This window comes from Aliivibrio thorii (assembly GCF_057368585.1).
This window is the reverse complement of record NZ_CM170655.1, coordinates 1,036,313-1,062,088: the sequence shown is the minus strand read 5'-3', so window position 1 is coordinate 1,062,088 and position 25,776 is coordinate 1,036,313. Positions and strand designations below refer to the sequence as shown.

The window sequence follows — 25,776 nt, the reverse complement described above, 5'->3', positions numbered from 1 at the left end:
TTTATTGTTGGCGTAACCACTCCATTTCATCGACTCCATTACGGCTTAAATCACCAACAATACCAATAACTCGACTTTGTGCTTGTAACTCACCAAGGTCTCCAATCCATTGATATTTCTTTGCTGGGGTTTCTGTATTTTTAAATATCAACCTAGAATGTTGATCCTCTTCACATTGAACTCTTCCATCGATACTTGGCTCAAAACATATATGATTTAATTCATAAAATTTATTCTGTGTTTTTAAATTTATATGGCCAGTATTATCCATATTAGGAATTATTAAATCATAGTTACGATCTGTATTTTCTAATCTTTTTAATGGCGCAAAAGAAAACTTATGAGAATCAGTTAGTCGAACTGTATCGCATTTTGGTGTAACGCATAAAAAATATTCCTCAGAACCAAGACAATAAATAATAGAACCCTGAGTTAAATATGGTTTACTGTCTGTTATATCATCAGAAGTACGTCGAAATAATGATAAAACAGACAGATTTCGAATAGAATCTAGCGCTTTATTTTCTTCTGAATAAATATTAAAAACATCTTGAGTAAATGATTTTAAAATTTTATCTACTTTAGTTTTTGATAGCATACTTAGCTGCGGAGTACTATTATCGACTAATGATAATAAAACCTTATATAGCCCAATATCTTTGTTATCGCTTGTATAACCATCTTTTAAGATCTCGAGTGCTTTATCTTTCGTAAAATTAATTTTACTTCCATTTATAATTAATTCTTTTTCTATCATGCGTTCATTTTTTATTAACCACTTATTGATAGATTCGATTCCTAGACACTTACGATCTACTTGTGAAATTGAAAGCAACCCTTTTAAATATGTCATAAACATATCTAACACAAATAGCTCAGCATCTTCTGGTGATGGCAACAATGAACGATGAGTCAGATATCCAGCATCAAGTGTTTTAGGAAACTTAGCTGTTATTTTTCCAATATTCTTTCTTATTTCCGATGCCGATCTCATAGCAAACGCAGGGATTAAACCATCAACTAAAGTTGCAAAACTAGTTAAGGCAACCTTTGGTAAATCTTTTTCTTGAAGAACTCTTACCGCTTGTATTGTTTCAGGTTTATTATAAAAAACAATAGATAAATTATCTGAGTTAATTTCTAATTCAGTCTCTTTATTTAAAGATTCATTAGGCAAATAATTCCACAACTCATCTCTTAGATTATGTAAATCAGATTCACCAGTATAAATTACAATTGTTCTTAATCTTCCACCAATACTGTTATCAATACTAATAATTTTCTTTATAATGGCCTTACTGTAGCTAGAATCACGATCTTTAAGCATCCAGTCTAAGATAATTAAATCTGCAGCAAGAGCTACACCTTCAATATTTTCCGCGAATGTTTCAGCATTATCATCCCCTAATTGTGGTTGATATAGGCCAGGTACAATTCCTTCTTTGAAAAAAGCATTGGTTAACTCTAGAGCATTTAGATCATGACTAATTCTAACTTCTCCTGTTTCTGTTTCTGTTTCTGTTTCTGTTTCTGTTTCTGTTTCTGTTTCTGTTTCTGTTTCTGTAAGTCTGAACGGTGCAGTTGCATCAGGTTCAATTAAATTTTCATCCACAGTGATAACATTAGATCCAATTCCTGTCATATCATCAATGATTAAAACAGTTTGAATATAATCCTTAACAATATCATTGCAATGCGTTTGAAAAGTAGCCATTATTTATTCTCCAACTTCATTTGCTTTATCACAAAGCATGGAGATATTTTGTTTTCTTCTCCATTAACCAACTGAATATCAAACTCTTCTTTATTGAGAGTTTCTTTACTTATATAAAGCCCCATTCCTCTACCGCTCTCTTTTCTTGAGAAAGTAAATTCGAAGATTCTATCTTTATCAACTGTAGCTATACTTGGACCATTATTTGAAATGGTTAATCCACCAAAACCTACATCTAAGGATATTTCCTTATTAGGGTTATCTTTATCTGATTGATAATTAAGCCAATATATCGCATTATCCACAACATTAATAAATACAGGTAAGAACGTTGATGGGAAGACTTCTGTCACACTAACTGTAAAATCATGACTAACACTCCACTTTATATTATGACGCTTTAATCTCTCATCAAATATATCTTTTAAATACTTATCTATTTCCTTTCCTGATAGTTCAACTTTACTTCTATAAAGCCGTCTATTTAAAGGAGTAAACATTTTCAAATAACCATCTAAATGAGAAAAGCTATGCGTTATATTAGAATAAAGTGAATTTAATTTAGGGTTTTTATCTGCCCATGGTTTCAACGACTTAATTGAATTCCGTACGTTTTTAGCTGTACTACTAAATTCATGTTGAATTATACCTAAAGACATTCCTAATTGAGCGAATTCAAAATACTGATTAAGGGAACTTTTAACTTGTTCATTTTCATTTTCTAAAGCAACAAGTGTATCTATTGAATTTGTTTCACCTGATTTTAAATCATTTGCTATAAACTCAATAGCATCACGCATTTTTATAAAATACTCATCAGTTTGAGTATATATATCCTCAATTCTATTCTCCCATTGTTCAATTAACATTGAAGATTCATCATCAGGCAAAGTATCAATAGGAGTTGAGTTTATTTCACTCATTACTAACGAAAGTGTATTACTTAACTCTACACTGCGTTCTTTTGCTTTAGCTTTTATTGCAACATCAATTTCCGCAACATTTCCTGTTAACTCTTTCTTGTATTTTATTATATTTTTATTAAGACTTTTCTTCTCATCATTCAAAATACCAGTAACACGATCTCTTAAGCTAAAAGATAAGTCATTATTCATAAGATAATTTCTAATTTCACTTTCAACAAATGTCTTTAATGGAATAAGCACATCATCATTTAACTTTTCTTTTGTTTGAAGATAAGCACTCCACTCTTTTGTAAGAGATTCATTCAAACCAATATTTGGTTTTGTTATTTTTGATTTTTTTAAGACCTCAGTTAAATCAATTTCTATTTTTTTTCTTAACTCATTAATAGCATTATATTTATCTCTATCAGTCCAAGTGTCAGAAATGTTTTCTAATTCTGTAGTAACAAGATTCATAATCTCATTTGATAACAAAACAAACTCATTATTATCATAAGCTTTAAAAAAATCATCTATTTCATTTTTAAACGTGACTTTTTTCTCTTTTATTGTTTCTTTTCTTTTTGCTAATGCGGCTTTTTCTCGATCATTATCGCTTTTTAATTTATCTTTTATTTCAGAAAATCGTTCATTAACCGAATCCTTACGGAAAAAATCACTAGCTAATTGTGAAAAAAAGTTCTTAAGTATTGCTTTAAACTGATTGTAAGCAATATTTTCAATTAACCCTTCACGTCCAGCTTTCTCATTTAAATTAATATTAACATCATGTGAAATATCGATAGAACCGAACATTAATCGATAAGAAAAAAAAGCTGTCCCAGCATTTTTTGAACGCTCTTCTTCAAATCTTAAAAAATCAAATTCAGGTTTACCATAAGGTAGTACTCTAATACCATCTTTATACAAATACAATCCACCATACATACCTAGTTTAGATTTCATGTCTGTATAAACTTCTGTAGGAACTAGAGTTTCTGATGGTAGGCCTTGTATATAAGAAAACTTAATTTTAAATTCCCCACAGCGAGTTTTAGCTCCATAGTTTTTATTCCAATTTATAATATGCTCTTGCGGCGCTGATTTATAAACTGTTACAAAACCTTTGAATTGACCATATTCATCAAACTCACCTTCAACATAATGGTCTCCATTACCTGCATCTTCAGCGGTAAAAAAACCTTCTTCAATAAGTTCTTCTGCGGAGTTTGTATTATTATGAATACGAAACTTAGTTTTCAAATTGAATTTTGAGTTAATTGATAAAGAATTAGAGAAACCAACAAGTATTTTTTGTAACTCTGTTGTTCCTGTTTTCTCATCAACTTGAATATCAAGATCAAGTATTTCTTCTGACGGCATAATGATAAAATGAGTGCCTTTTCCAATACCATCTAGCTTTGGCAAACTTATTTTTGAATCATCTTTAGACGTTAATTTCGTCCAATTAGCTTCTGTTTCCTTTTGAAGATTTTTAAATAAGATCTCAGGTGAAAATGAGAAACGTGATAAATCGTTTTTGATTAATTCAAAAACATTCGCAGGAATAATTTTGCCTAAGCCCTTAAGGCTGTCAAGCAGTTCATTTACCATACTGTCAAGGTCTTTTACTTTAGGTAAAACACCTTCAGGAAAAGTTCTCGTTGGTATAGTTATATCTGATAAACTAATATCAGGTAGTTCAAATTGGCTCCAATGAATTAAAGCAACAACCATATCGTGCAAGCCATCTTTACGTTCTGCACGACTTAAAACCAAAACTTGGCGACCAATAGAAGCTATTGCTAATCTGCCAATGCCTTTTTCCCCCATTAAAGGACGTTCAGACATTCCTTCAGGGATATATTCTGACTTTCTATTTACTCCATACTTGCTAGAGGTACCAACTGTAAGCCACTTTGTTATAAAATCATTCTCGGTCATTCCAATCCCATCATCTCGTAATGTTACGAGCTTTTGTTCTTGGTAATAATCAATTTCTACATTTTTTGCATACGCATCATGCGCATTCTTAAACAGCTCATGAATCGCTGTTGGGATACCTGCAATTTGCTGCCGACCTAACATGTCTACAGCCCTAGCACTGACGGTCATTTTAGCCATTATTAATTATTATCTCAGTAAGTTATATACAAAAAAAAGTGCCTCACATTGTAGGCACTTTTTTCAATTCAATCCACAGCAGATAGTATTTATGAGGATTAGCCCCAATAATGGGGGGACCGCATTACCTATTTGCTTGGCCTGCTCTGTCGATGAACCATAAAAAACAAAGTCATCGGGAAAAGTTTGAAACCTTGCTGCATGTCTAAGGGTTATACCGTGATTCTTCCACGGATGAACAAAACGCCCTTTCGATGGGTTATTACAACCTGTAGTAATTGTATTACTTGGTTGATGTATAAAAATTCGACCGTATACATCTTTATGACCTTTATACCCGTTAGAATGGCATTTTAGTCGGTGCTGCTCTCCAGCATCTTCACGGCTACCATTTAATGGAGTATCAACAAAGCGTTTCACCATCATTTCGCTTGGTTTCATAAACACATTACATGGATCGTTTTTATCAACTTCAAAACCAAACTCTAATTTTCGCAACGAATTTAAAGCTTGTTCTTTAGTTAATTTCGTTTTCGTTAAGAAATACTCTTTAACGAAACGATTTAAATATTGTTCAGGTACGGCTTCAAAAACCGTTGATGCAGTCTTCCAACAAGGCGTAAGCCCTGATGTTGGTGAAAAGTGAGTTGCTTCTGGTGGAAAACTAACTGTGCTATTTATATCTTTTCTAACGCCATGTATAAAAACTCTTTTTCTATTCTGAGGCACACCAAAATCTTTGGCGTTTAAAATACCGCAAAACGTTATTTCATAGCCTTCTTTAGCTGCAAGCTGTAAAAATTTATTTAAAAAATCTTCATGTCGCTTCCATAATAAACCAGCTACATTCTCAACTAAAAAAGCTTTTGGCTGAAACTCATGAACAAATTCAAAATAGCGTAACAAAAGTGCATTTCTAGGATCATTTACGCCAGCATTATTAATTCTATGTGTTGAGAACCCTTGGCATGGTGGACCACCAAGAATTAAATCTAGTTCCCCAGCCTTTAAATTTAAAGACTCTCTCAAAACTGTTGGGTCAACTAGATTAATATCTTCATTAAGCAGTTTAATTGGCTTCTTATCTTTTAAGATGAAGTTTTCTTTATAAGTATTTGCAGCTGCCTTATCAAATTCTATTGCGGCCACAACCTCAACTCCAGCATTATGAGCTGAAAGAGTAAAACCACCTGCGCCGGCAAACAAATCTATTGCTTTTACTGTCATTAAAAATACCTACAAATTACTAACCGGCACATTCTACCGAGTTATTTCATAATTACCATTCTTACTCAATTAAACGCTGATTATATAATCGTTCTATGTACTATTTGTACGATATAAAACATTGTTAAACACTGAGCATGATTTATACTGTATAAAAACACAGTTAATGCAGATTTTACTATGGCTATTCGCAACTTAAAAGACAATTCAAAGAAACCTTGGCTCGCCGACTTCTACACGAACGGTCGTGAAGGTAAGCGCATTCGTAAACGCTTTACATCTAAAGGTGAAGCCACTACTTTTGAGCACTACACATTAAAACAAATAGAAGAAAAACCGTGGAAAGGCGATAAACTTGAAAACCGCCGTTTATCTGTGCTTATTGAAATTTGGTTCTCTATGTATGGCGTAAACCTATCTAATGGCCAAGTTATCTATCAAAAATTTGGACACATGGTAAAAGCCATGGGTAATCCTGTAGCCTCAACTTTTACCGCGAAAATTTACGCAGAGTTTCGCCGTAAACGTATGGCTGGTGAAATTAACTTTGTTGACCGAAAATGGCAAAAAGGCGCACCAAGTATTGCGACATTAAATTCTGAACTGGCTCGTTTTAAAGCAGTATTTGAAAAGCTTAAAGAGCTGGGTGAATTGAAAGGCCCAAACCCCTTAGAAAGTATTAAGCCATTTCGTGATCATGAAAGACCAATGAGCTTTTTAGCAAAAGAAGAGATTGCTCATCTACTTCAAAAAGTATCTGAACATAAACGTAAAGATATGCTCAAAATTGTTAAAATATGCCTATCTACAGGCTCGCGTTGGAATGAAGCGGCACAATTAACGGGCAATCAGCTTTCTAAATTCAAGATCACTTATACCAATACAAAGAATAAGAAAATTCGCTCTGTTCCCATCACTGAAGAGTTGTATAACGAAATCCATAAACCGACATCGGGTAAACTGTTTGAAGAGTGCTATACCCCTTTCTGCTACATATTAAGAAACAAACTTGATATTGATTTACCAGCAGGCCAAGCCTCTCACGTTTTACGCCACTCTTTCGCAAGTCACTTTATGATGAATGGCGGTAATATTTTGGTTCTTCGTGACATTCTTGGTCATGCCGACATTCAAATGACCATGCGCTATGCTCACTTTGCACCAGATCATTTAAGCGATGCCATTACAAAGAACCCTTTAAGCTACTTTTAAGTAATTCACTAAATATGCATAATTAATCACATTTAAAGGATGTGAAAAATAAAAACTTGGATCTGCGTAGTCATTTTGTAGTCATTAGCCATTTTTAGGCCATCGAGTAGGGTGAGGCTTTTGCCTCATCCCTCTCACAGAACCGTACGTACGGACCTCGTATACGGCTCCTGCAATTTACTATTTCTTAATAAAAAGAAGCGAGTACACCTGTTTTAACTTCGTCTATTGAATACAAGCCTAGATTTTTGAACCACTGATTAGGCATCGCATAGCTTGCTAACGGACTCGCACTGTTTCGCCATGAGTCCATTTTTATGGACTTAAATGGCGGTTTGTACTTTAGTTGCTTAAGACGACGATGCAATCTGCACGGCTTCTTCCATAAACTCATTTGTACCGCTCGCAATCTCCGCCTTATCCAAGCCGCAAGGCTTTTCAGTGTGCTCGTAATATTGGCTATTTTGAAGTAGTTTACAAACCCTCTGAGCACTGGATTCAGTTGCTTTAGCACTCTCGCTAAATTCAATCCTCCATTACGCTTGGTGAGTTGCCTTACTTTCGCTTTTAATGTTTTGAGCTTCTTTTCTTGAATTGCCGTGTAATTTGTAAAAATTTCCACTCCCAAGAATTTAATACCTGTATCGCTATGTGCTATATGGGTTTTCCGCTCATTCACTTTAAGTTTTAGCGTTACTTCTAAAATATGGCTAGCTACTTTTAATGCATTCTCTGCACCCTTTTTCGAGGTGCAGAATATCAAAATGTCATCCGCGTATCGCACTATTCGATGCTTACGCCTCATCATTTCTTGATCGAATTCATCTAAGTAGATATTAGCAAGTAGTGGACTAATCACCCCACCTTGTGGACTGCCTATTACACTATTCTGCCAGTTTTCACCAACCATGACTCCACTTTTTAGAAATTGACGGATCAAGCCTAAGATACTGCCATCCACGATGCGCTTTCGCACGAACTTGATTATCAGATCGTGGTCAAGCATGTCAAAACATTTAGACAGATCCATATCAACAACATGCCGCTTATTATATTTACGTATAAAGAGTGTAGCTTTGCTGATGGCTTGATGACAGCTTCGCCCAACCCGATATCCATAACTGGATGGATGAAAGTTTGGGTCAAATATGGGAGTCATTATATTCGTTAAACATTGTTGAACAATTCGGTCTCGAACTGTGGGGATCCCCAATAACCTGATACCGCCATCGTCTTTGGCGATCTCAACTCGTTTTACGGGCCGCGCTTGATAGCGCTTTTCTTGTAGTTCAAGTAATAGTTTTCTGAGCTCTACTTCCAAATTTTGTGTGAAATCATCGATACGCTGCCCGTCAATACCAGCTGCGCCTCCATTCTTTCTCACTTGTTTGTATGCCACGTAAAGCGCTTGCAGTGATAGCATGCGCCCGTAAAGGCTATAGTGTACTCTCAAATTATTATCTCACATCACCTGCTGCTGACTTTATTTATGTTGGTTAGGTTTATTTCGTTGTCGCGTTAAGTTTTCTAGCAAGGCTACGCCCTTTTATTCGCAATATGCTTAACCGCCTCTATGCCTCTAGTAAAGAGAAACACTTACTCCCCGTGTCCAGTTCTATTCACAGCTTTAGTATCACCCTTAGCCATTAAAATAGAGACTTTACCTTATTTGGTAATTCGTGAACCCATCATAAATTACGTCACTTTAAGGTAATTTATAAATCACTTCCCCCCTTCGCAATCAATAAGTGCTTTTGGCTCAAATTGACTCTATCAGATATATTACTGATAGTCGGCTTGGTTTTGTCCTCCACACCATCACTGGCTTTCACAGGCCTAGCCTTACTCACTACTACGGGTTCATCTGCCACCTCACATCGGCATTAGATCTTGAGTTTCTTCTTGAATCTAAGCCACTTACTGACAATTAAGTTTAGATGCCAGGCTTCCCCAGTTATTGCACTGACTCCCTGTTAGATATGCCACCCTCAAGCACAGAATTGGTCTGACTAAGTATTGGGCTTCGCGCTATTTTGGACGCTTACCCACCAATCCCGCCGAAACAGGTTACGGTTAGTTGTGTACATCTAACTTCCTATGGCTTCCTTCAGACCTCACCGTTAGCCAGTGACGCCCTTGCCATTCAGATTGTCTTCCCCTTAGTCGGGGTGACTCTGCTATCTTGCAAGCAGACGGGTTTGCCAGCTTTGCTGGGCAAACAAAAAAAAGGCCGCTCAATGCGACCTTTCATTATTCGTTATTTCCGAAATATCGAGTTATCACTCTTTACCGAAAACGTTGTTCTCTTGCTCTTGTACTCGGATGAAAGTAGTACGCTTAGTTAGCTCTTTAAGCTGCGCCGCGCCTACGTATGTACAAGTTGAACGTACACCGCCAAGGATGTCAGAAATCGTTGTATGAACTGAACCACGGTATGGTAATAGTACGGTTTTTCCTTCAGCTGCACGGTACTTAGCAACACCACCTGAGTGCTTGTCCATCGCGCTTTGTGAAGACATTCCGTAGAATTTCATGAATTGCTTACCGTCTTGCTCGATAACTTCACCGCCTGACTCTTCGTGACCTGCTAGCATACCGCCTAGCATTACGAAATCAGCACCACCACCGAACGCTTTAGATACGTCACCAGCACAAGAACAACCACCGTCACCAATGATACGACCACCAAGGCCATGTGCTGCGTCAGCACATTCAATGATTGCAGAAAGTTGTGGGTAACCAACACCAGTTTTAACACGTGTAGTACATACAGAACCAGGGCCGATACCTACTTTAACGATATCTGCGCCAGCTAGGATAAGTTCTTCAACCATATCACCAGTAACAACGTTACCCGCAGAAATTACTTTGTCTGGGAATTCAGCACGTACTTTTTCAACGTATTGAACTAAATGCTCAGAATAACCGTTTGCGATATCAACACAGATAAAGATCAAGTCATCTGTTAATGCCATGATATCTTTTGTTTTCTGGAAATCAGCTTCTGAAGTACCAGTAGAAACCATTGCATTTTTAAGAACTGATGCATCATTCTCTTTTACAAAGCCAGCCCAATCTTCAACAGTGTAATGTTTATGAATTGCAGTCATTACTCCGTGCTCAGAAAGTGCTTTTGCCATTGCGAAACTACCAACAGAATCCATGTTAGCTGCAATTACAGGTGTACCAGACCATTGACGACCGCTATGCTTAAATGTAAAATCGCGGGTTAATTCGACTTGAGAGCGACTTTTCAGTGTTGAACGCTTAGGACGAAATAGTACATCTTTGAAGCCTAACTTTAACTCTTGTTCGATACGCATGATAAATTCCTCGTATTATCGATACTGGCTCTACTATCTCTTGTTGCCTTTGGCAGAAGGCAGTTAACAAACCAAGATAGCAGGCACAAAAAAACCGGAGCGCTGGCAGGCGCTCCGGTTTTCAGTATTATAGGGCCGGAAACTTATTTCGCAAGCCTGATAATTCATTTTTTTTTGTGATACTATTGATAAATCTGCAAACAAACAATTATTATCAGAACATCCCACCAAGAATATAGTAAAATCCAGATAAAACACCAACAAGACATCTTTTTCAGGATTTTATATCAGACGAGAAGTTGCACGTTTTTACTACAACCCGACAAAAGTAAACGTTTGCTATTTGAACCATAAAACGAAAGTGATCTAGATCTCAACTTTTTACTATATTCATGAATGTTAATGAAAAAACTTGTGATATAATCTCGGAAAATTCACTTATTAACTGATCTTTAATTCATGAAGTTTCCTGGCCAACGTAAGTCTAAACACTATTTTCCTGTTCACACTCGCGATCCATTAGTGAATCAAATCAAACAAACACCTAAACTTGAACGCACCCACCTTATCGGTGTTGGTCAAACTATTGTCGATATTGAGGCAAAAGTAGACGATGATTTCTTAGCGCGTCACCAGTTAAGTAAAGGCCATTCATTGGTTCTTGAAGAATCAAAAGCAGAAGCTTTATATAAAGAACTGTTTGAAAGAAACTTGATCAGTCATGAGTATCCTGGCGATACCATTGGTAACACCCTTCATAACTACTCTGTTCTAGCAGACAGCAAATCTATTCTGCTAGGGGTAATGAGTGAAAACATCAAAATCGGTTCTTACGCTTATCGTTATCTATGTAACACAACAAGCCGTATGGACTTAGATCACCTGCAACCAGTTCAAGGTCCTATCGGCCGTTGTTACACCTTGATTTCTGAAGATGGCGAACGTACGTTTGCGATCAATGAAGGTGACATGAACCAGCTTTGTCCTGCTCACGTTCCTGAGCATATTTTTGAAAAAGCCTCTGCATTAGTGATTTCTTCTTACCTTGTTCGTGGTAAAGAAGGCGATCCTATGATGGACGCGGTTCAAAAAGCGATTGAATGTGCAAAATCTCATAATGTCCCTGTAGTGTTAACGTTAGGTACTAAGTACGTTATTGAAGGCAAAGCAGAATGGTGGCAAACCTTCTTGAAAGAGAATGTAACCGTTGTTGCGATGAATGAAGAAGAAGCTGAAGCTCTTACTGGTGAGAAGGATCCCCTACTTGCAGCAGATAAAGCGCTAGAGTGGGTAGATTTAGTACTTTGTACTGCAGGCCCTGTTGGTTTATACATGGCTGGCTTTACTGAAGAAAGTATTAAGCGTGAAACTGACAAACCATTGCTTCCAGGTAATATCCCTGAATTCAACCGTTTTGAATACAGCCGTCCAATGATGAAAGCATTATGTACTAAGCCAATTAAAGTATCTTCTCACATTGCCCCTTATATGGGTGGCCCAATGGAGATTAAAAACACGAATGGTGCTGGTGATGCTGCTTTGTCTGCCCTATTACATGATATGGCAGCTAATTACTACCATAAAGAGAACGTACCAAACTCGAGTAAACACGATGCCGAGTATTTAACTTACTCTTCTTTCTCGCAAATTTGTAAGTACTCAAACCGTGCAAGCTACGAGGTGTTAACTCAGCACTCTCCACGTTTATCTAAATCAATGCCTGAACGTGAAGATTGTTTAGAAGAAGCATACTGGGAGCGTTAAGCAATTTAGTACTCTATATAAATAATAAAAATCCGACGTTAGGCGTCGGATTTTTTGTATGTATTATTTAGTCCAATATAAATAATGTTAAGTTCGGTAAAGTACTTTCACTACGTGCCAACCGAATTTGGTTTTCACTAAATGCGGAACCAATGTTTCACCACTAAAACACACTTTATCAAACTGCGGTACCATCTGGCCTTTTTTAAATTCACCTAAATCTCCTCCTTTTTTACCTGAAGGACAGTTAGAGTATTTCTTCGCTAATACGTGAAATTTAGCGCCTTTTTTAAGCTGCTGAATAATGTCTTCTGCTTGTTCTTTATGCTTAACAAGAATGTGTAGCGCTGCTGCAGTGCTAGCCATGAATACCTCAAAGTGATCTTAGATAAATTTAGTCTAATTATATCGTTTATATAGCAACAATTGATAGACTCACCTTTAAAAAGTATCTCAAAAAAACTACAATCGCATCCAGAAAAATAATTATTTCCACAAGGCTATTATTTATGAAAAGCAAAGCGAACCAATCTCAAGGGATGCTGCTATTTAAACTCACACTAACACAGCGTTTTGCCATTGGTACGTTAAAAGTTCGTGAGATTGTGCCTTTTCAAACTCTCACTTCTATTCCCTATTCTCACCATCATGTATTGGGAACTGCAACGATTCGAAATATGGCGATCCCAATCATCGATATGTCAGCAGCAGTTGGTTTTAGACCACTTCAAGAAGAAGAATTACAAGACTGTTATATCATCATCACAGACTGTATGCGCACTGTGGTAGGGTTTGCAGTTAGAGCTATCGATAAAATCATTGAGTGTGATTGGAAAGCCATTGAGGCATCACCAGAAACCGCAGGGGCAAATGTATTTGTTACAGGGATAACTCGAGTTGAAGACAAAATAATTCAACTTTTAGATGTTGAACTTCTATTATCAAAAATCTACCCAGAAGATACCTCAAATCTTTATCCTATCTTGGCGGATGTAGAAAGAGAGAAACTCAAAGCACTTAATATTCTATTAGTTGATGATTCGTTTGTGGCACGTAAACAGCTATCAACGGCTTTAGACAGTATTAATATTATTTATCATGTTGCAACTAACGGGCTTGATGCTTATGAAGTTCTAAAGCGAGCAGCTGAAGAAAATAACCCATTTGATATTGTGGTCAGTGATATTGAAATGCCGGGCTTAGATGGCTATGAGTTAGCGTTTGAAATTCAAAATGACACTAAACTAAAAGACGCTTACGTTATTCTCCACACTTCTCTTTCAAGCGAAATTTGTGTTGAACAAGCCAAGCAAGTTGGTGCGCATGAGGCGTTAACTAAATTTGAAGCAACAGAGCTAGTTCAAGCCATGCTGCGTGGTGCTAATCACAATCAAAAGAAATAATACCAACCCCAATAATTATCCGATCATTATTACTGGTTAAATGTTAGTCAACTAACCACATAAAAAAAGCCGCGTTAATCTTCATAAGATAAAGACTAACGCGGCTTTTTTATATATTAGAATTAGCTCTCTCGGCGATTAGAAATACAAACGTATAACTGACACAGCAACACAACCAGGTCTGCGGCATTTTTCAATTTCAACTTTAACTTCAGTTTCAATTTCTAAACCACGCTTAATTGGAGTTACCGACATTAATGTACTTCTCGCACGAATTCGTTTACCTGCTTTTACAGGGTATGGAAAACGCACTTTATTTAAACCGTAGTTCACTGTCATTTTTGCAGTAGGAAATAATAAGTTATCGCTGCCTACGTTGTCTGTTAATTTTGATAGCATTGAAAGCGTTAAAAAGCCATGAGCAATAGGTGTTTTAAACGGAGATTCTGCTGATGCTCTTTCTGGATCAGTATGGATCCATTGCATATCTTCGGTTACAGCACCGAATTGATTAATACGTTCTTGATCCATCATTGACCAATCGCCAATGTGGATTTCTTCGCCCAAACGAGCGGTTAACTCTTCAAATACAGCTTGAGTATCTAGATTCATTTCTATTGGCTCAGGTTGAACTACATCTTGCTGCGGTCCATTTGCAGCACGTTTGTGTTCTTTAACCCATGAAATAATGTGAATATTATTGGCTTTCTGTAAAAATTCAATCCAGTAATCCTTAATGGTTGGTGACATCCAGTCTTTTAATTCAAACGGATGTTTCGCCAGATATTCACGCTTATGCTTTAGAAAATCGACAACCTTCATAGAGAAACCTTATTTGATATCTAATAGTAAAAACAATGCTTAGTAAGTGCCAGAATTATAATTGTGTTACACATCACGTTTTTATGCAAACACTTTTCTAGCTTACAAGCGTTCGCTAGAACCAAGTTTATTATTAAATTACAAAGACTTGTTGATAATGAACACTGTTCAAAAAAGATCAATAGTGAGAAGTAAAACTCATTAATTTTCTCAAAATCACCAAGAATGTATTCTAAATAAACCAATCACAAAAAATGAAGAACAACCAAACTGAAGCTATTTCCCCCATACTTTTATTAATGTTTAGTGTAAGTTTTATGAAAATTCCAATTTTTATTATATTTTATACATAAAAGCCCTCTAACTGATTAAGCATAGAGGGCTTTGTAAAGCAGTTAAACAGAGCTAATCAATAACTAATGACATTAACCACGATAATAACGTTGAGGAACAAACGGCATTTTTTCAACTGTCATTGCTAGTTTTTTACCACGAACCTCAGCAAATACTTCAGTGCCAATAACAGAAAGATCTGTTCTTAAATACCCCATTGATACTGGCTTCCCAGCAGTAGGTCCTGCAGTACCAGAGGTTATAACTCCAACTTCAATATCATTCGCATCAAACAATTTACAACCTTCACGCACTGGTGCTTTAGTTTGACCCACTAAACCAACGCGTTTACGATTTACATCTTTCGTTTCAATTTGCTTTAAAATGATATCTGCACCAGGGAACCCACCAGCGCGCTCACCGTCTGAACGACGATTTTTACTGATACCCCACAGTAAACTTGCTTCTACTGGCGTCGTTGTTGTATCTAAATCATGACCATATAAGCATAAGCCACACTCAAGACGCAGCGAATCTCGCGCTCCAAGGCCAATCCACTCGACTTCTTCAAAAGACGTTAGTGCTTGTGCAAGCTCTGCGGCTTTATCATTTGGCACTGATATTTCATAGCCGTCCTCACCTGTATAACCAGAGCGGCTGATATAACACTCGATACCATTAATATCAATAACGGCCGTATCCATAAACAGCATAGAAGCAACAGAGGGTTGAAGTCGTGACAATACATCTGCCGCTTGTGGACCTTGTAGTGCCAATAAAGCACGGTCTTCAATTACTTCAAGTTCAACACCTTCAGGAAGGTTGGCTTGTAGGTGTGCTATATCTTGTTCTTTACAAGCTGCATTCACTACGACAAATAGGTGGTCGCCAAAATTAGCCACCATTAAGTCATCCATAATACCGCCCTCTTCATTTGTGAAGAACGCATAACGTTGTTTCTGAGAAGGAAGGTCAATAATATCAACAGGCACTAACGCTTCTAATGCCGCGGCAGCACCTTCGCCTGTTAATCGAAGTTGGCCCATGTGCGATACGTCAAACAAACCTGCAGCATCACGCGTGTGAAGGTGTTCTTTTTTTACACCAAGTGGATACTGAACAGGCATATCATAACCGGCAAATGGCACCATTTTTGCGCCAGCAGCTACGTGCATATCAAAAAGTGCAGTTTTATTTAGTTGTTCTGACATCTTCTTTTCTCCATGTGCCATCTCTGGCTGATTTTGTCGTTATCTTTCTAATTAAGTAGGCGTTTATCGGTTACGCTTTATTTTGCAGTAACCCAGAGAATTTGAGCGTCTTCTTCGCTGATTGAAATAAGTACGTGTCCCATACTTGCTTCATAATAAACACTATCCCCTACTGCTAAATTAACCGGTTCATAAAATTCACTGTAGAAACAGACTTCACCTTCTAGAACCAATAAAAATTCTTCTCCATCATGGCGAACCCACTCTGCGTACGCATCAAAATTACGCGCTCGAATACGGCTTTTAAATGGCATCATCCTTTTATTGGATAATTGTGTCGCTAATAATTCATGTTCATAAGTCGCTGTGGGATGAGGCTTACCTTGCTCAACACGTGTAATATCTCTGCGACCAACCGCGCCTTTTTGCTTAGGTGGTTCGAATATTTGCGGTATGTCTATATCCAGCCCGCAAGCTAACTTGTGTAATGCTTGAAATGTAGGAGATATTTGCTCATTTTCAATTTTAGAAAGCGTTGAGCGAGCAAGCCCTGTTCGTTTACTTGCTTCTTCTAACGTCAAGCCAAGTTGAACTCGAATGTCTTTTAATCGCTTACCAAGATTTAGCGGAGCAATCGGTTGCTCTTCGCTATTTCTCTCTATTTTAACGACCTTTGCTTCTTCCATTATATTTTTAGGCTGGTTCAAGCGTTTCTCCTTGCTCATTTAAGCATCCAAGTTGCTCTATTAATATTCATCTTAAGGAGGGAAATTGCGAGATAAAAAGCAACACAAATGCTTAAATAGTGCGCTAGGTAACAAAACGGGAAACAAAGTTTCTTATTGGAAACTTGACGGTTGAATGTTGCATTTCACACTTGTATGTTTACCAGATGTAATCTTATGGCCGTTATTAATACAGATAACACCTTGTTGAGTTCCACTTAATATAATTCGCTTAATGCTAATTTTTCTCAAGCATTGGACTAAAAACCATTTGCTAAAAACAATTCACACTGGAGAAGTATCATGGAAAAAGATCTTAAATTTACAGCAAGCCACGAATGGGTACGTGAAAATGGCGATGGCACTGTAACCGTTGGTATCTCAAACCACGCTCAAGGCCTACTTGGTGATGTTGTATTTGTAGACTTACCTGACGTTGATGACGAAGTAACTGCGGGAGAGAATTTCTCTTTAGTTGAATCTGTAAAAGCGGCTTCTGATATCTATGCACCTATTTCTGGTGTGATTGTTGAAATCAATGAAGAGCTAGAAGACAGTCCTGAACTTGTTAATGAAGAACCATATGAAGGCGGTTGGATTGCTAAAATAAAACTGTCTGATGAAGGTCAACTTGAAAGCCTAATTCCTGGCGATCAATACCTTGAAAGCATCGAAGAAGAATAAAAATAATTTAAAGGATTAAGATCATGAGTCAGCTTCTTCAACAATTAGGCACGGATAACGAGTTTATTCGTCGCCACAATGGTCCCGCTTCTTCACAGCATCAACATATGCTCAATACGGTTGGCGCTGAAACACTAGAAAAATTAATCGAAGAAACCGTACCAAGCTCAATACGTTTACCTCAGCCAATGCAATTACCTCACGGCCTTTCTGAAAATGCCATGCTTGCTGAGTTAAAACAAATAGCTCAACAAAATACGCTCAATACAAGCTATATCGGCCAAGGCTATTACAATACACACACGCCAAACGTAATTTTGCGTAATGTATTAGAAAATCCGGGCTGGTATACCGCGTATACGCCTTATCAACCTGAGATCTCTCAAGGTCGTTTAGAAGCGCTACTAAATTACCAACAAATGGTGATGGATTTAACTGGTCTTGATATTGCTAACGCCTCTTTGCTTGATGAAGCAACTGCGGCTGCAGAAGCAATGACACTGTGTAAGCGTGGTGGAAAAAATAAAAGTACCACTTTCTTTGTGGCTGACGATGTCCACCCACAAACATTAGCGGTAATTAAAACCCGTGCGAAATTCATCGGTTTTGACGTTGTTGTTGATACTGACTCAAACTTAGATTCACATGATGTGTTTGGTGCCCTACTTCAATACCCTGGCACAACGGGTGAAGTAAAAGATTTATCAACACTGATTGAACAAGCTCATGCTAAAAAGACCCTAGTAGTTGTTGCCACTGATCTTCTTGCTTCAGTGCTTCTTAAACCTGTTGGTGAAATGGGTGCTGATATTGCCATTGGTAGCGCACAACGTTTTGGCGTACCAATGGGATACGGCGGTCCACATGCCGCATTCATGGCTACGCGCGAAAAGCTAAAACGTTCAATGCCAGGTCGAATTATTGGTGTGTCGGTTGATTCAAAAGGCAACCAAGCACTGCGTATGGCAATGCAAACACGTGAGCAACACATTCGTCGTGAAAAAGCGACATCAAACATTTGTACAGCCCAAGCGCTGCTAGCAAATATGGCCTCTTTCTACGTGGTTTACCACGGTCCTAAAGGCTTAAAAACCATTGCTCGTCGTGTACACCACTTCACAGCTATTGTTGCAAAAGCACTTCAATCAGCAGGGTTTGAGTTAGCACACCAAAGCTTCTTTGATACATTAACAGTTAAGACTGAGCAACAAACAGATATTCTGTACACCAAAGCATTAGCAGCAAGCATCAATTTACGTAAGTTTGATACTCGGCTTGGTATTAGCTTTGATGAAACCACAACAGTGCCTGATCTTGTTGCACTACTGACGGTATTTGGTGTTGATAATGCAGAGTGTGATACGCTTTCTAATGAAGTTGGTGCTGATGAGTTTGCCGCAATTCCAGAAAACTGCCGTCGTACTTCTTCATTCTTAACACACCCAGTATTCAACACGCACCACAGTGAAACACAAATGCTGCGCTACTTGAAAAAGCTGGAAAACAAAGACTTTTCATTAACTCACGGTATGATCCCGCTTGGATCTTGTACGATGAAGTTAAACGCTGTTGCTGAAATGCTGCCGGTAACATGGCCTGAGTTTGGTGGTATTCACCCATTCGCACCATTAAACCAAGCTGCTGGTTATACTACATTAGCAACGTCGTTAAAATCGATGTTATGTGAAATCACAGGCTATGATGAGTTTTCTCTACAACCTAACTCTGGAGCTTCTGGTGAATACGCAGGTCTAATCGCGATCCAACGTTACCACCAAAGCCGTGGTGATGACCAACGTAATGTGTGTCTAATTCCAAGTTCTGCACACGGTACAAACCCAGCAACGGCTTCAATGGTATCCATGAAAGTCGTTGTGGTTAAATGTGATAACAACGGCAACATCGATATGATCGATTTAGCTGAGAAAATAGAAAAACACCAAGAAAACCTATCAAGCATCATGATCACCTACCCTTCTACACATGGTGTATATGAAGAGCAAGTTCGTGAAGTGTGTGACATGGTTCATGCTGCTGGTGGTCAAGTCTATCTTGATGGTGCCAACATGAACGCTCAGGTTGGTTTAACTAGCCCTGGTTTTATTGGATCTGATGTATCACACCTAAACTTACACAAAACGTTCTGTATTCCACACGGTGGTGGCGGCCCGGGTATGGGTCCTATAGGTGTTAAATCTCACCTAGCACCTTTCTTACCGGGTCACACTGAGAACGGTGTTCAAGGTTCAGATTATGCTGTATCGGCTGCGGATCTAGGCAGTGCCTCTATTCTTCCTATCTCATGGGCTTACATTGCTATGATGGGTGAAATGGGACTAACTGAAGCAACTAAAGTGGCTATCTTAAATGCCAACTACGTGATGGAGCGTTTACGCCCGCACTACCCTGTTCTGTACCGTGGTACGAATGGCCGTATTGCTCACGAATGTATTATTGATATTCGTCCACTTAAAGAGGCTACAGGGATCAGTGAAGAAGACATTGCAAAACGTTTAATGGATTTTGGTTTCCATGCGCCAACCATGTCATTCCCAGTGGCAGGAACGTTAATGATTGAGCCAACAGAATCTGAAGACTTAGCTGAATTGGATCGCTTCTGTGATGCGATGATTGCTATTCGTGAAGAGATGAACAAGGTCCAGCAAGGCGAATGGCCATTAGACAATAATCCACTAGTAAATGCACCGCATACTCAAGTGGATCTGATGTCTGATGAATGGGATCACCCATACACTCGTGAAGTGGCTTGCTTCCCATCAACTCAAGCAAAAGCTTCTAAATACTGGCCTACCGTTAACCGTGTAGATAATGTATTTGGTGACCGTAACTTGATTTGTTCTTGCCCAAGTATCGAGAATTACGAAGAGTAGTTTTCTAGCGATAGAATCATTTATAAATACAATAAAGGCAAGCCAGTAGGTTTGCCTTTTTCTTTCCTTAAAACTGAGAGTTATTAACTGAACAATAGTTCTTCTAAATTCGATTATTTAACGTAAAAACATGACAAAAGGCATGGTTAAAAACCAGTATGGTGATAAGATTCACCCCAATATATGGCTTATTTTATGAAGTAAAAAACACGTTACTTTATATTAATCACGATGATTTACTTCCATTGCCCTTCATTCTTTTTTAACATTTTTGGGGCTCGTAATTGGATCATTTATTGGACATTAATCTTTGAAGACCAACAATTACCCTAATTCATTAAATACACGATTTATCAACCTACTGTCAGTATTTAAAAATAAACTGACATCAAACAATAATGAGTCATACTCTTATGTTTATGACCTCTCGGCCATTGCATTATTACTATTACCGCTAACGTTATCGAATGCACTCGCCATACTATTAGGGCATACATTTAACGTTCTTGAACTGCCTTTTTTCTCTGGATTGTGTTTTCATTTATCCAATTTATTAATCAATATTTATCCACTTTCATTTTGTGTTATTGCTGGTTATTATTTATCCCATAAAACCACATTTAATAGCGCTCTCTTTATTATCTATTCATTGGTTCTTTTTTACCTTGTCTCTATAGAAAACGACAGCCTTTCTACCGCTTACTACTTTCCGAACAATCCATTAATTGCGTTATTAAGTGCTCTCGTCACTTTTGTTTATTGTACCCGCTTCAATTTACTGCAACTTGAACCACAAGCATTAGATTTTTCATCCCGTTTATTCAAACATGTGCTGCATTTTTTCGTTTTTATCGGCTCTGCATTGTTCTTATCTAAAGTAGTGGTTAAAGTAATCGAATACTTTACATCGCTGATTAATGGGTTAAGCCTTGATCCTTTGACTTTTTCAGGAGGATTGATTTATCAAACCTTACTGGGCTTACTAGGCGCAATAGGGATTAACGGCCACAACATGCTGTTTTCCATAAAGCAAACTATCTACTCTGCTACACAAGAAAATATGACAGCTTGGGCTGCTGGAGAAACGTCTCTTAATATCATTAGCCAGGGGTTCTACGATGCTTTTATGTCAATGGGCGGTTCAGGTAACAGCATCAGCTTATTATTGTGTGTGTTAATATTCTCTAAAGAGCGTAACCACATCATGCTAGCGTTAGCTGCGTTACCATTAGTCATTTTTAATATTAACGAAGTTTTATTGTTTGGCTTACCTATCATTTTTAATCCACTCCTTATTATTCCATTTGTCGGTTTACCTTTAATTAGCTTTCTTATTACTTATCTTTGCATTTCATCTGGCCTTGTTTCTCCCGTAGTAGAGATTGTGAACTGGATGACTCCACCATTATTTAGTGGCTATATCGCAATGGGTAATAATATCGAAGGAACCCTGCTTCAATTATTCATCATTATTGTAGGTGTTTTTATTTACCGCCCTTTCTATCTTTCTTTTGCTGGTAAATATTCAATTCGTTTAAAGTCGACAATGTCAGAAACATTGGTTGAAAAAAGTATTTTTACCAATCTATTAGACAATGTTAGAAGCTCAGCAAGTAATAGCTTAAATAAATCTTCAGCTCAAAAGCGACTGGCCACCTTGCTTCACCAAGGCGAGTTATTAATGCATTACCAATTATTACAATCAGTACTGAATAAAAATTCTTTTTCATTCGAAGCATTATTGCGTTATCAAGATAAAACCGGAAAACTACATCCACCAACTTTTATCTGTGACTTTCAGTTATTAAACATGATGCCAATGCTAGATAAGCTAGTCATTGATAAAGTATTATTAGATATGCAGCAGATGAAGCTGTCAGCACAACATCGAGTTGCCATTAATATTTCGGTTGCGTCTATTGAAAAAACTGATTTTGTTTCCCACTTACTGGCGCGATTAAGTCATTTCTCAATTCCTCCACAGTGGTTAGAGCTAGAAATAACAGAAGAAGCCATCTTGAGTGATAACCTTGCACTACTACAAACGATGGAAAACTTAAAATCACACGGAATTAAAATATCAATGGATGACTTTGGTACCGGTTATGCTTCATTCCCCCACTTAAATAAATACCCATTTGACAAAATTAAGCTAGATCGTTCTTTACTACAGGATGCAGTAACGCCAAAAGGAAAAGAGCTTTATCAATTAGTCACGAAAATGGGTGAAATTGCTGATTGTGAAGTCGTTGCAGAAGGCGTGGAAACCACTGAAGAATACGAATTCGTAGCAAAATGTGGGGTTGACGCCGTGCAAGGTTATTTACTGGCAAGGCCACAACCACTTTCAGCAGCGCTTAAACTCATAGAGCAGCATCAACGAATTAGTATTCGTTAAACCTATTTCACGCTATTGCCACATAACTAAAACAGCAGCAATGGCAATTAAAAAGAGAGCAAATATGTCTTTTCTCTTAATGCTTTCTTTTAACCAAAAGAAAGAGATCAAGATTGTAAAAAACACTTCAACTTGACCAAGTGTTTTTACTAATGGCACAGTTTGTAATGACATAGCGCTAAACCAACCCAGTGACCCAATAAAGCTTGCAATGCTAGTCATCACAACTAATTTAGGTTTGATAAACATTGCTTTTAATGTATTACGGTCTTTGACTAACATATAACCCACAAGTAATAATGTTTGTAGGAAAATAACCAATAATAATACCCAAGCAGCACGATGAGGGAATGGAAGCGTTAATGTTAAACTTGCCTCTCTAACCCACAATGAGGTTAAAGCAAAAGAAGTACTGCAGGCTAAACCAATTAACGCAGTTTTTAATGAAATACTACGAATACCATTGGGACAGCTCAACATAAAAACTGCAATGGCTCCGACAGCAACCCCTAGCCAACCGAATAACGATAATGAAGTACCAAAAAAAAGAACACCCAGAAAGGCAGCTACTGGCGCTTCACTTTTGGCTAACCCAGCACCAATCGCAAAATTCTTTTGTTTAAATAATACCACCATCAATCCAGTTGCAAGGATCTGCATGATTGAAGCACCAATAATAAAGAGATAGGAATACGCAGTAAAAGTAGGCAGAGGAACTGTCTGATATAGGTAAAGTGAAAACAAGTAGAGTGCTGCAAGTGGGCTGGCCCATAAGAAGCGAGACAGTGTAACTCCAATCACGTTCATTTCTTTACTTAAACGACTCTGAAACGCATTACGCCATGATTGGCTGAATGCCGCCAGTAAGGTAAAAAGTATCCAGCTCAAAATAATCCTTTATTTAGCATTTAAATCTCAATAAAAACCAACTTAACTCTATTTTTGTAACATGTGAAGTCACTCTCCTCATTTAATTAAATAATAAAAAATTACGTTCCAAATAGTAATGAGATCTACACCACAAATACCTACTCTTCTATTTTTTTAAATTGTAAATTTACAGATTATAAAATACATTCTTTTCTTTTAAAAACAAGAGAGTAAATAATAATGACAAGCTTTAAAGAATACAAAGTAATTCACTTAGTCGAAGGCGGTTGTGGCACTATCTTTTTAGGCGCTAGTGGTGTTCCAATTCAAAAAATGGAAGCTGAACTAAACAAACACGCCCAAGATGGTTGGCAGTTAGCGTTTCAAATCGTAGAGCAAAAACGCTTTCTTCTTTTCTGGAAGCGTGAAGCCGTTATTATTACATTAGGTCGTTAATGATCGCACAACTGTCTATTACCTTGATCCGCTCCTATCAACATAAAGGTGGGTCAAAGAAGCTATTAAATCTTGCATGCAACTTCGAACCAACCTGCTCTGAATACACAAAACAATGTATTGAAAAATATGGAGCCTTCAAAGGATGGAAGTTAGGCTTACAAAGAATAAGACGCTGTAACCAACCGGATTTGGTTGAGGTGATTTATGACGAGGTTCCGTAATGAATTTTCTTGGTAATTTAAGCGAATTAGAAGAAAAAGAAGAGCTACTTAGAAAACAGGTGGCTGAATTATCTAGTGAAGAGCGCAAAATATTTTATCAAAAACAAAGCGAACAGCTTAAAGATCCTGATACATATGCGACTCTGAATTATTTATTTCTAGGTGGGTTTCATCACCTATATTTAGAAAAATACTTATGGTTCTTTGGTGAGTTATTAGCCTTAATTTTAAGTCTATTCTTGATTTTCTCTGGCGAAAATTTTGGATTCTGCATCTTGATTGCAATTGCAATCATAGAGCTTCCTCAGTTATTCTTTTCTCAAAAAATAGCAAGAGATCATAACTACAAACTCTCTTGTGCACTATTAGAAAAAATCAAAAACAAACTTTTCATCTAGGGCATTTTCTGCCCTATTTTATCATTGTTCTATAATCTGATGGCGTATAAGTCGTTTTATTCTTAAACACTCGATAAAAATAATTCACATCTTGAAAACCACAACGAGTTGCTACCTCTGTTAATCTGAAGGTATATTTTTTCAACATGAATTTTGCACGTTCAATTCGAACCCATGTAATGTAATCCGCTAATGTCATGTGCCCTTGCTGCCTAAACATTCGTGACAGATGATTCGGCGAAATATTAAATCGATTCGCGATATTTGTTCTGTCTATGTTGCGATGGAAATTTTCCTGAATATATATACATATCCCTTGATAGAGATCTTCACTGCGTTTTTTCGGAGAGATCACATCATTCGGCTCACCTAGCATTGCATTACTGTAACTTAATAGAGCAAGCAGCAAGTGCTCGTCCATCGGTTTTTTCTTAGGCTCTCTCGCTAACGCATTCAACGCTTCTAAAATATTATCGATCGCATGACCTGTACGTGTTTGGATACTGTATTTCTGCACATCGTAAAAACCGGAGTCCCCTCTGTGTTTACTCACCAAGCTAAAGCCCACCTGACGACGACCAAATAACAAACTCAGTACAGAACAGTCTTCATCCCAGCTTGGTTTATTCCAACAGTTTGGTGGAATATATAGGGCATCACCCGCCATCACTTTAATCTCTGTAATGCCGAGATCTGGGTCTTCAATTTGATTTAAATATTCACCACTGACGACTAACTCTAAACGAGGAAAGTTTACCTGATAGCTAAATTGTGGGGGGGTGACTTTATCACCAGCAAACCAGATCTGGTTGAAGCTTTCTCGCTCAGACAAAAGTGCTTCTAGCACACTATTAAATACAACTGTCATTTCATCTCATACCAAATAGATTTAATTAACGCTACTTTTATCCACTAGAGTTCAGGAAAACAAAAAATAAAGCGTGAATAATTAAATAGAAACCGACCACAAAAAACACCTAACTAACTATTTATTAAATGCTTTTTTGACTAGTACATTATAGCCATTTGGTTTTATAAAAATAAGATCTTAATCACACTTGCCGCTACAGGATACAATAATCCAGTAAATGC

Annotated in this window: 20 protein-coding genes; 9 read left to right on the top strand and 11 right to left on the bottom strand. The window is 37.4% G+C overall.

The genetic code is table 11. The annotated features are described in order from the left end of the window. Position 1: 1 nt before the first annotated feature. The 3 genes from AC2IP4_RS18750 to AC2IP4_RS18740 form a co-directional block, all read right to left on the bottom strand. Positions 2 to 1,714: a response regulator receiver domain gene (locus AC2IP4_RS18750; protein WP_486310840.1), complete on the bottom strand. Its 1,713-nt coding sequence runs from the start codon at positions 1,712 to 1,714 to the stop codon at positions 2 to 4. Further along, complete coding sequence (locus AC2IP4_RS18745) at positions 1,714 to 4,743, bottom strand: ATP-binding protein (protein ID WP_486310839.1); 3,030 nt, start codon at positions 4,741 to 4,743, stop codon at positions 1,714 to 1,716. Before AC2IP4_RS18745 ends, AC2IP4_RS18750 begins: the two co-directional genes overlap by 1 nt. 63 nt (positions 4,744 to 4,806) lie before the next feature. Next, positions 4,807 to 5,970: a DNA cytosine methyltransferase gene (locus tag AC2IP4_RS18740; RefSeq protein WP_486310838.1), complete on the bottom strand. Its 1,164-nt coding sequence runs from the start codon at positions 5,968 to 5,970 to the stop codon at positions 4,807 to 4,809. 180 nt (positions 5,971 to 6,150) lie between these two features. On the opposite strand from AC2IP4_RS18740, the gene AC2IP4_RS18735 reads away from it, so the two are divergent. Further along, positions 6,151 to 7,182 carry a phage integrase gene (locus AC2IP4_RS18735; RefSeq protein WP_486310837.1) on the top strand — a complete coding sequence of 344 codons (1,032 nt, stop codon included), beginning with the start codon at positions 6,151 to 6,153 and terminating at the stop codon, positions 7,180 to 7,182. A 187-nt stretch (positions 7,183 to 7,369) separates the two neighbouring features. Here the strand turns inward: AC2IP4_RS18735 and ltrA are convergent, their stop codons facing one another. After that, entirely contained in the window at positions 7,370 to 8,605 is a 1,236-nt protein-coding gene (ltrA, locus tag AC2IP4_RS18730) for a group II intron reverse transcriptase/maturase (protein ID WP_375321735.1), read from the bottom strand. Between the two features lie 856 nt (positions 8,606 to 9,461). Next, a complete protein-coding gene (locus tag AC2IP4_RS18725) occupies positions 9,462 to 10,505 on the bottom strand; it encodes a GMP reductase (RefSeq protein ID WP_486310836.1) in 1,044 nt (347 codons plus the stop codon). 459 nt (positions 10,506 to 10,964) lie between these two features. Here AC2IP4_RS18725 and AC2IP4_RS18720 point away from each other — a divergent pair, with 459 nt between their 5' ends. Beyond that, positions 10,965 to 12,269 (top strand): inosine/guanosine kinase, encoded by a 1,305-nt coding sequence (locus tag AC2IP4_RS18720; protein WP_486307425.1) that lies wholly within the window; start codon positions 10,965 to 10,967, stop codon positions 12,267 to 12,269. A gap of 87 nt (positions 12,270 to 12,356) precedes the next feature. Here AC2IP4_RS18720 and AC2IP4_RS18715 read toward each other — a convergent pair whose 3' ends face one another. Continuing rightward, positions 12,357 to 12,635, bottom strand: coding sequence for a peptidylprolyl isomerase (locus AC2IP4_RS18715; protein WP_375320699.1), 279 nt, complete (start codon positions 12,633 to 12,635; stop codon positions 12,357 to 12,359). Between the two features lie 143 nt (positions 12,636 to 12,778). Between AC2IP4_RS18715 and AC2IP4_RS18710 the strand changes: the two genes are divergently transcribed. Then, a complete protein-coding gene (locus AC2IP4_RS18710; RefSeq protein ID WP_486307424.1) occupies positions 12,779 to 13,672 on the top strand; it encodes a chemotaxis protein in 894 nt (297 codons plus the stop codon). A 138-nt stretch (positions 13,673 to 13,810) separates the two neighbouring features. Here AC2IP4_RS18710 and AC2IP4_RS18705 read toward each other — a convergent pair whose 3' ends face one another. The 3 genes from AC2IP4_RS18705 to AC2IP4_RS18695 all read right to left on the bottom strand — a co-directional run bounded on the left by AC2IP4_RS18705 (position 13,811) and on the right by AC2IP4_RS18695 (position 16,724). Further along, positions 13,811 to 14,494 carry a MaoC family dehydratase gene (locus tag AC2IP4_RS18705; RefSeq protein ID WP_060993003.1) on the bottom strand — a complete coding sequence of 228 codons (684 nt, stop codon included), beginning with the start codon at positions 14,492 to 14,494 and terminating at the stop codon, positions 13,811 to 13,813. Positions 14,495 to 14,919: 425 nt separating this feature from the next. Beyond that, the gene (gcvT, locus tag AC2IP4_RS18700; RefSeq protein ID WP_375320701.1) at positions 14,920 to 16,038 is read right to left on the bottom strand and encodes a glycine cleavage system aminomethyltransferase GcvT; all 1,119 of its coding nucleotides are present in this window, start codon (positions 16,036 to 16,038) and stop codon (positions 14,920 to 14,922) included. Positions 16,039 to 16,115: 77 nt separating this feature from the next. Further along, positions 16,116 to 16,724 carry a helix-turn-helix domain-containing protein gene (locus AC2IP4_RS18695; protein ID WP_375320827.1) on the bottom strand — a complete coding sequence of 203 codons (609 nt, stop codon included), beginning with the start codon at positions 16,722 to 16,724 and terminating at the stop codon, positions 16,116 to 16,118. Positions 16,725 to 17,066: 342 nt separating this feature from the next. Here AC2IP4_RS18695 and gcvH point away from each other — a divergent pair, with 342 nt between their 5' ends. The 3 genes from gcvH (at position 17,067) to AC2IP4_RS18680 (ending at position 22,736) form a co-directional block, all read left to right on the top strand. Beyond that, the gene (gcvH, locus tag AC2IP4_RS18690; protein ID WP_023604575.1) at positions 17,067 to 17,447 is read left to right on the top strand and encodes a glycine cleavage system protein GcvH; all 381 of its coding nucleotides are present in this window, start codon (positions 17,067 to 17,069) and stop codon (positions 17,445 to 17,447) included. A gap of 23 nt (positions 17,448 to 17,470) precedes the next feature. Then, on the top strand, positions 17,471 to 20,338 hold the full coding sequence (gene gcvP / locus AC2IP4_RS18685) for an aminomethyl-transferring glycine dehydrogenase (protein ID WP_375320702.1): 2,868 nt from the start codon (positions 17,471 to 17,473) through the stop codon (positions 20,336 to 20,338). A gap of 352 nt (positions 20,339 to 20,690) precedes the next feature. Beyond that, entirely contained in the window at positions 20,691 to 22,736 is a 2,046-nt protein-coding gene (locus tag AC2IP4_RS18680) for an EAL domain-containing protein (RefSeq protein WP_375320828.1), read from the top strand. 12 nt (positions 22,737 to 22,748) lie between these two features. Here AC2IP4_RS18680 and AC2IP4_RS18675 read toward each other — a convergent pair whose 3' ends face one another. After that, on the bottom strand, positions 22,749 to 23,624 hold the full coding sequence (locus tag AC2IP4_RS18675) for a multidrug transporter (RefSeq protein ID WP_486310835.1): 876 nt from the start codon (positions 23,622 to 23,624) through the stop codon (positions 22,749 to 22,751). Between the two features lie 222 nt (positions 23,625 to 23,846). Between AC2IP4_RS18675 and AC2IP4_RS18670 the strand changes: the two genes are divergently transcribed. Genes AC2IP4_RS18670 through AC2IP4_RS18660 form a run of 3 tightly spaced genes read left to right on the top strand, consistent with a single transcriptional unit; the run spans position 23,847 to position 24,684 of the window. Beyond that, entirely contained in the window at positions 23,847 to 24,062 is a 216-nt protein-coding gene (locus tag AC2IP4_RS18670; RefSeq protein WP_105055872.1) for a DUF4177 domain-containing protein, read from the top strand. Next, positions 24,062 to 24,286: a membrane protein insertion efficiency factor YidD gene (gene yidD / locus AC2IP4_RS18665; protein WP_105055871.1), complete on the top strand. Its 225-nt coding sequence runs from the start codon at positions 24,062 to 24,064 to the stop codon at positions 24,284 to 24,286. Before AC2IP4_RS18670 ends, yidD begins: the two co-directional genes overlap by 1 nt. Then, on the top strand, positions 24,286 to 24,684 hold the full coding sequence (locus AC2IP4_RS18660; RefSeq protein ID WP_375320704.1) for a hypothetical protein: 399 nt from the start codon (positions 24,286 to 24,288) through the stop codon (positions 24,682 to 24,684). Before yidD ends, AC2IP4_RS18660 begins: the two co-directional genes overlap by 1 nt. A 13-nt stretch (positions 24,685 to 24,697) precedes the next feature. On the opposite strand, the gene AC2IP4_RS18655 is transcribed toward AC2IP4_RS18660, so the two are convergent. After that, positions 24,698 to 25,552, bottom strand: a complete 855-nt coding sequence (locus tag AC2IP4_RS18655) for a helix-turn-helix transcriptional regulator (protein WP_375320705.1) — start codon at positions 25,550 to 25,552, stop codon at positions 24,698 to 24,700. Positions 25,553 to 25,776 lie beyond the last annotated feature (224 nt).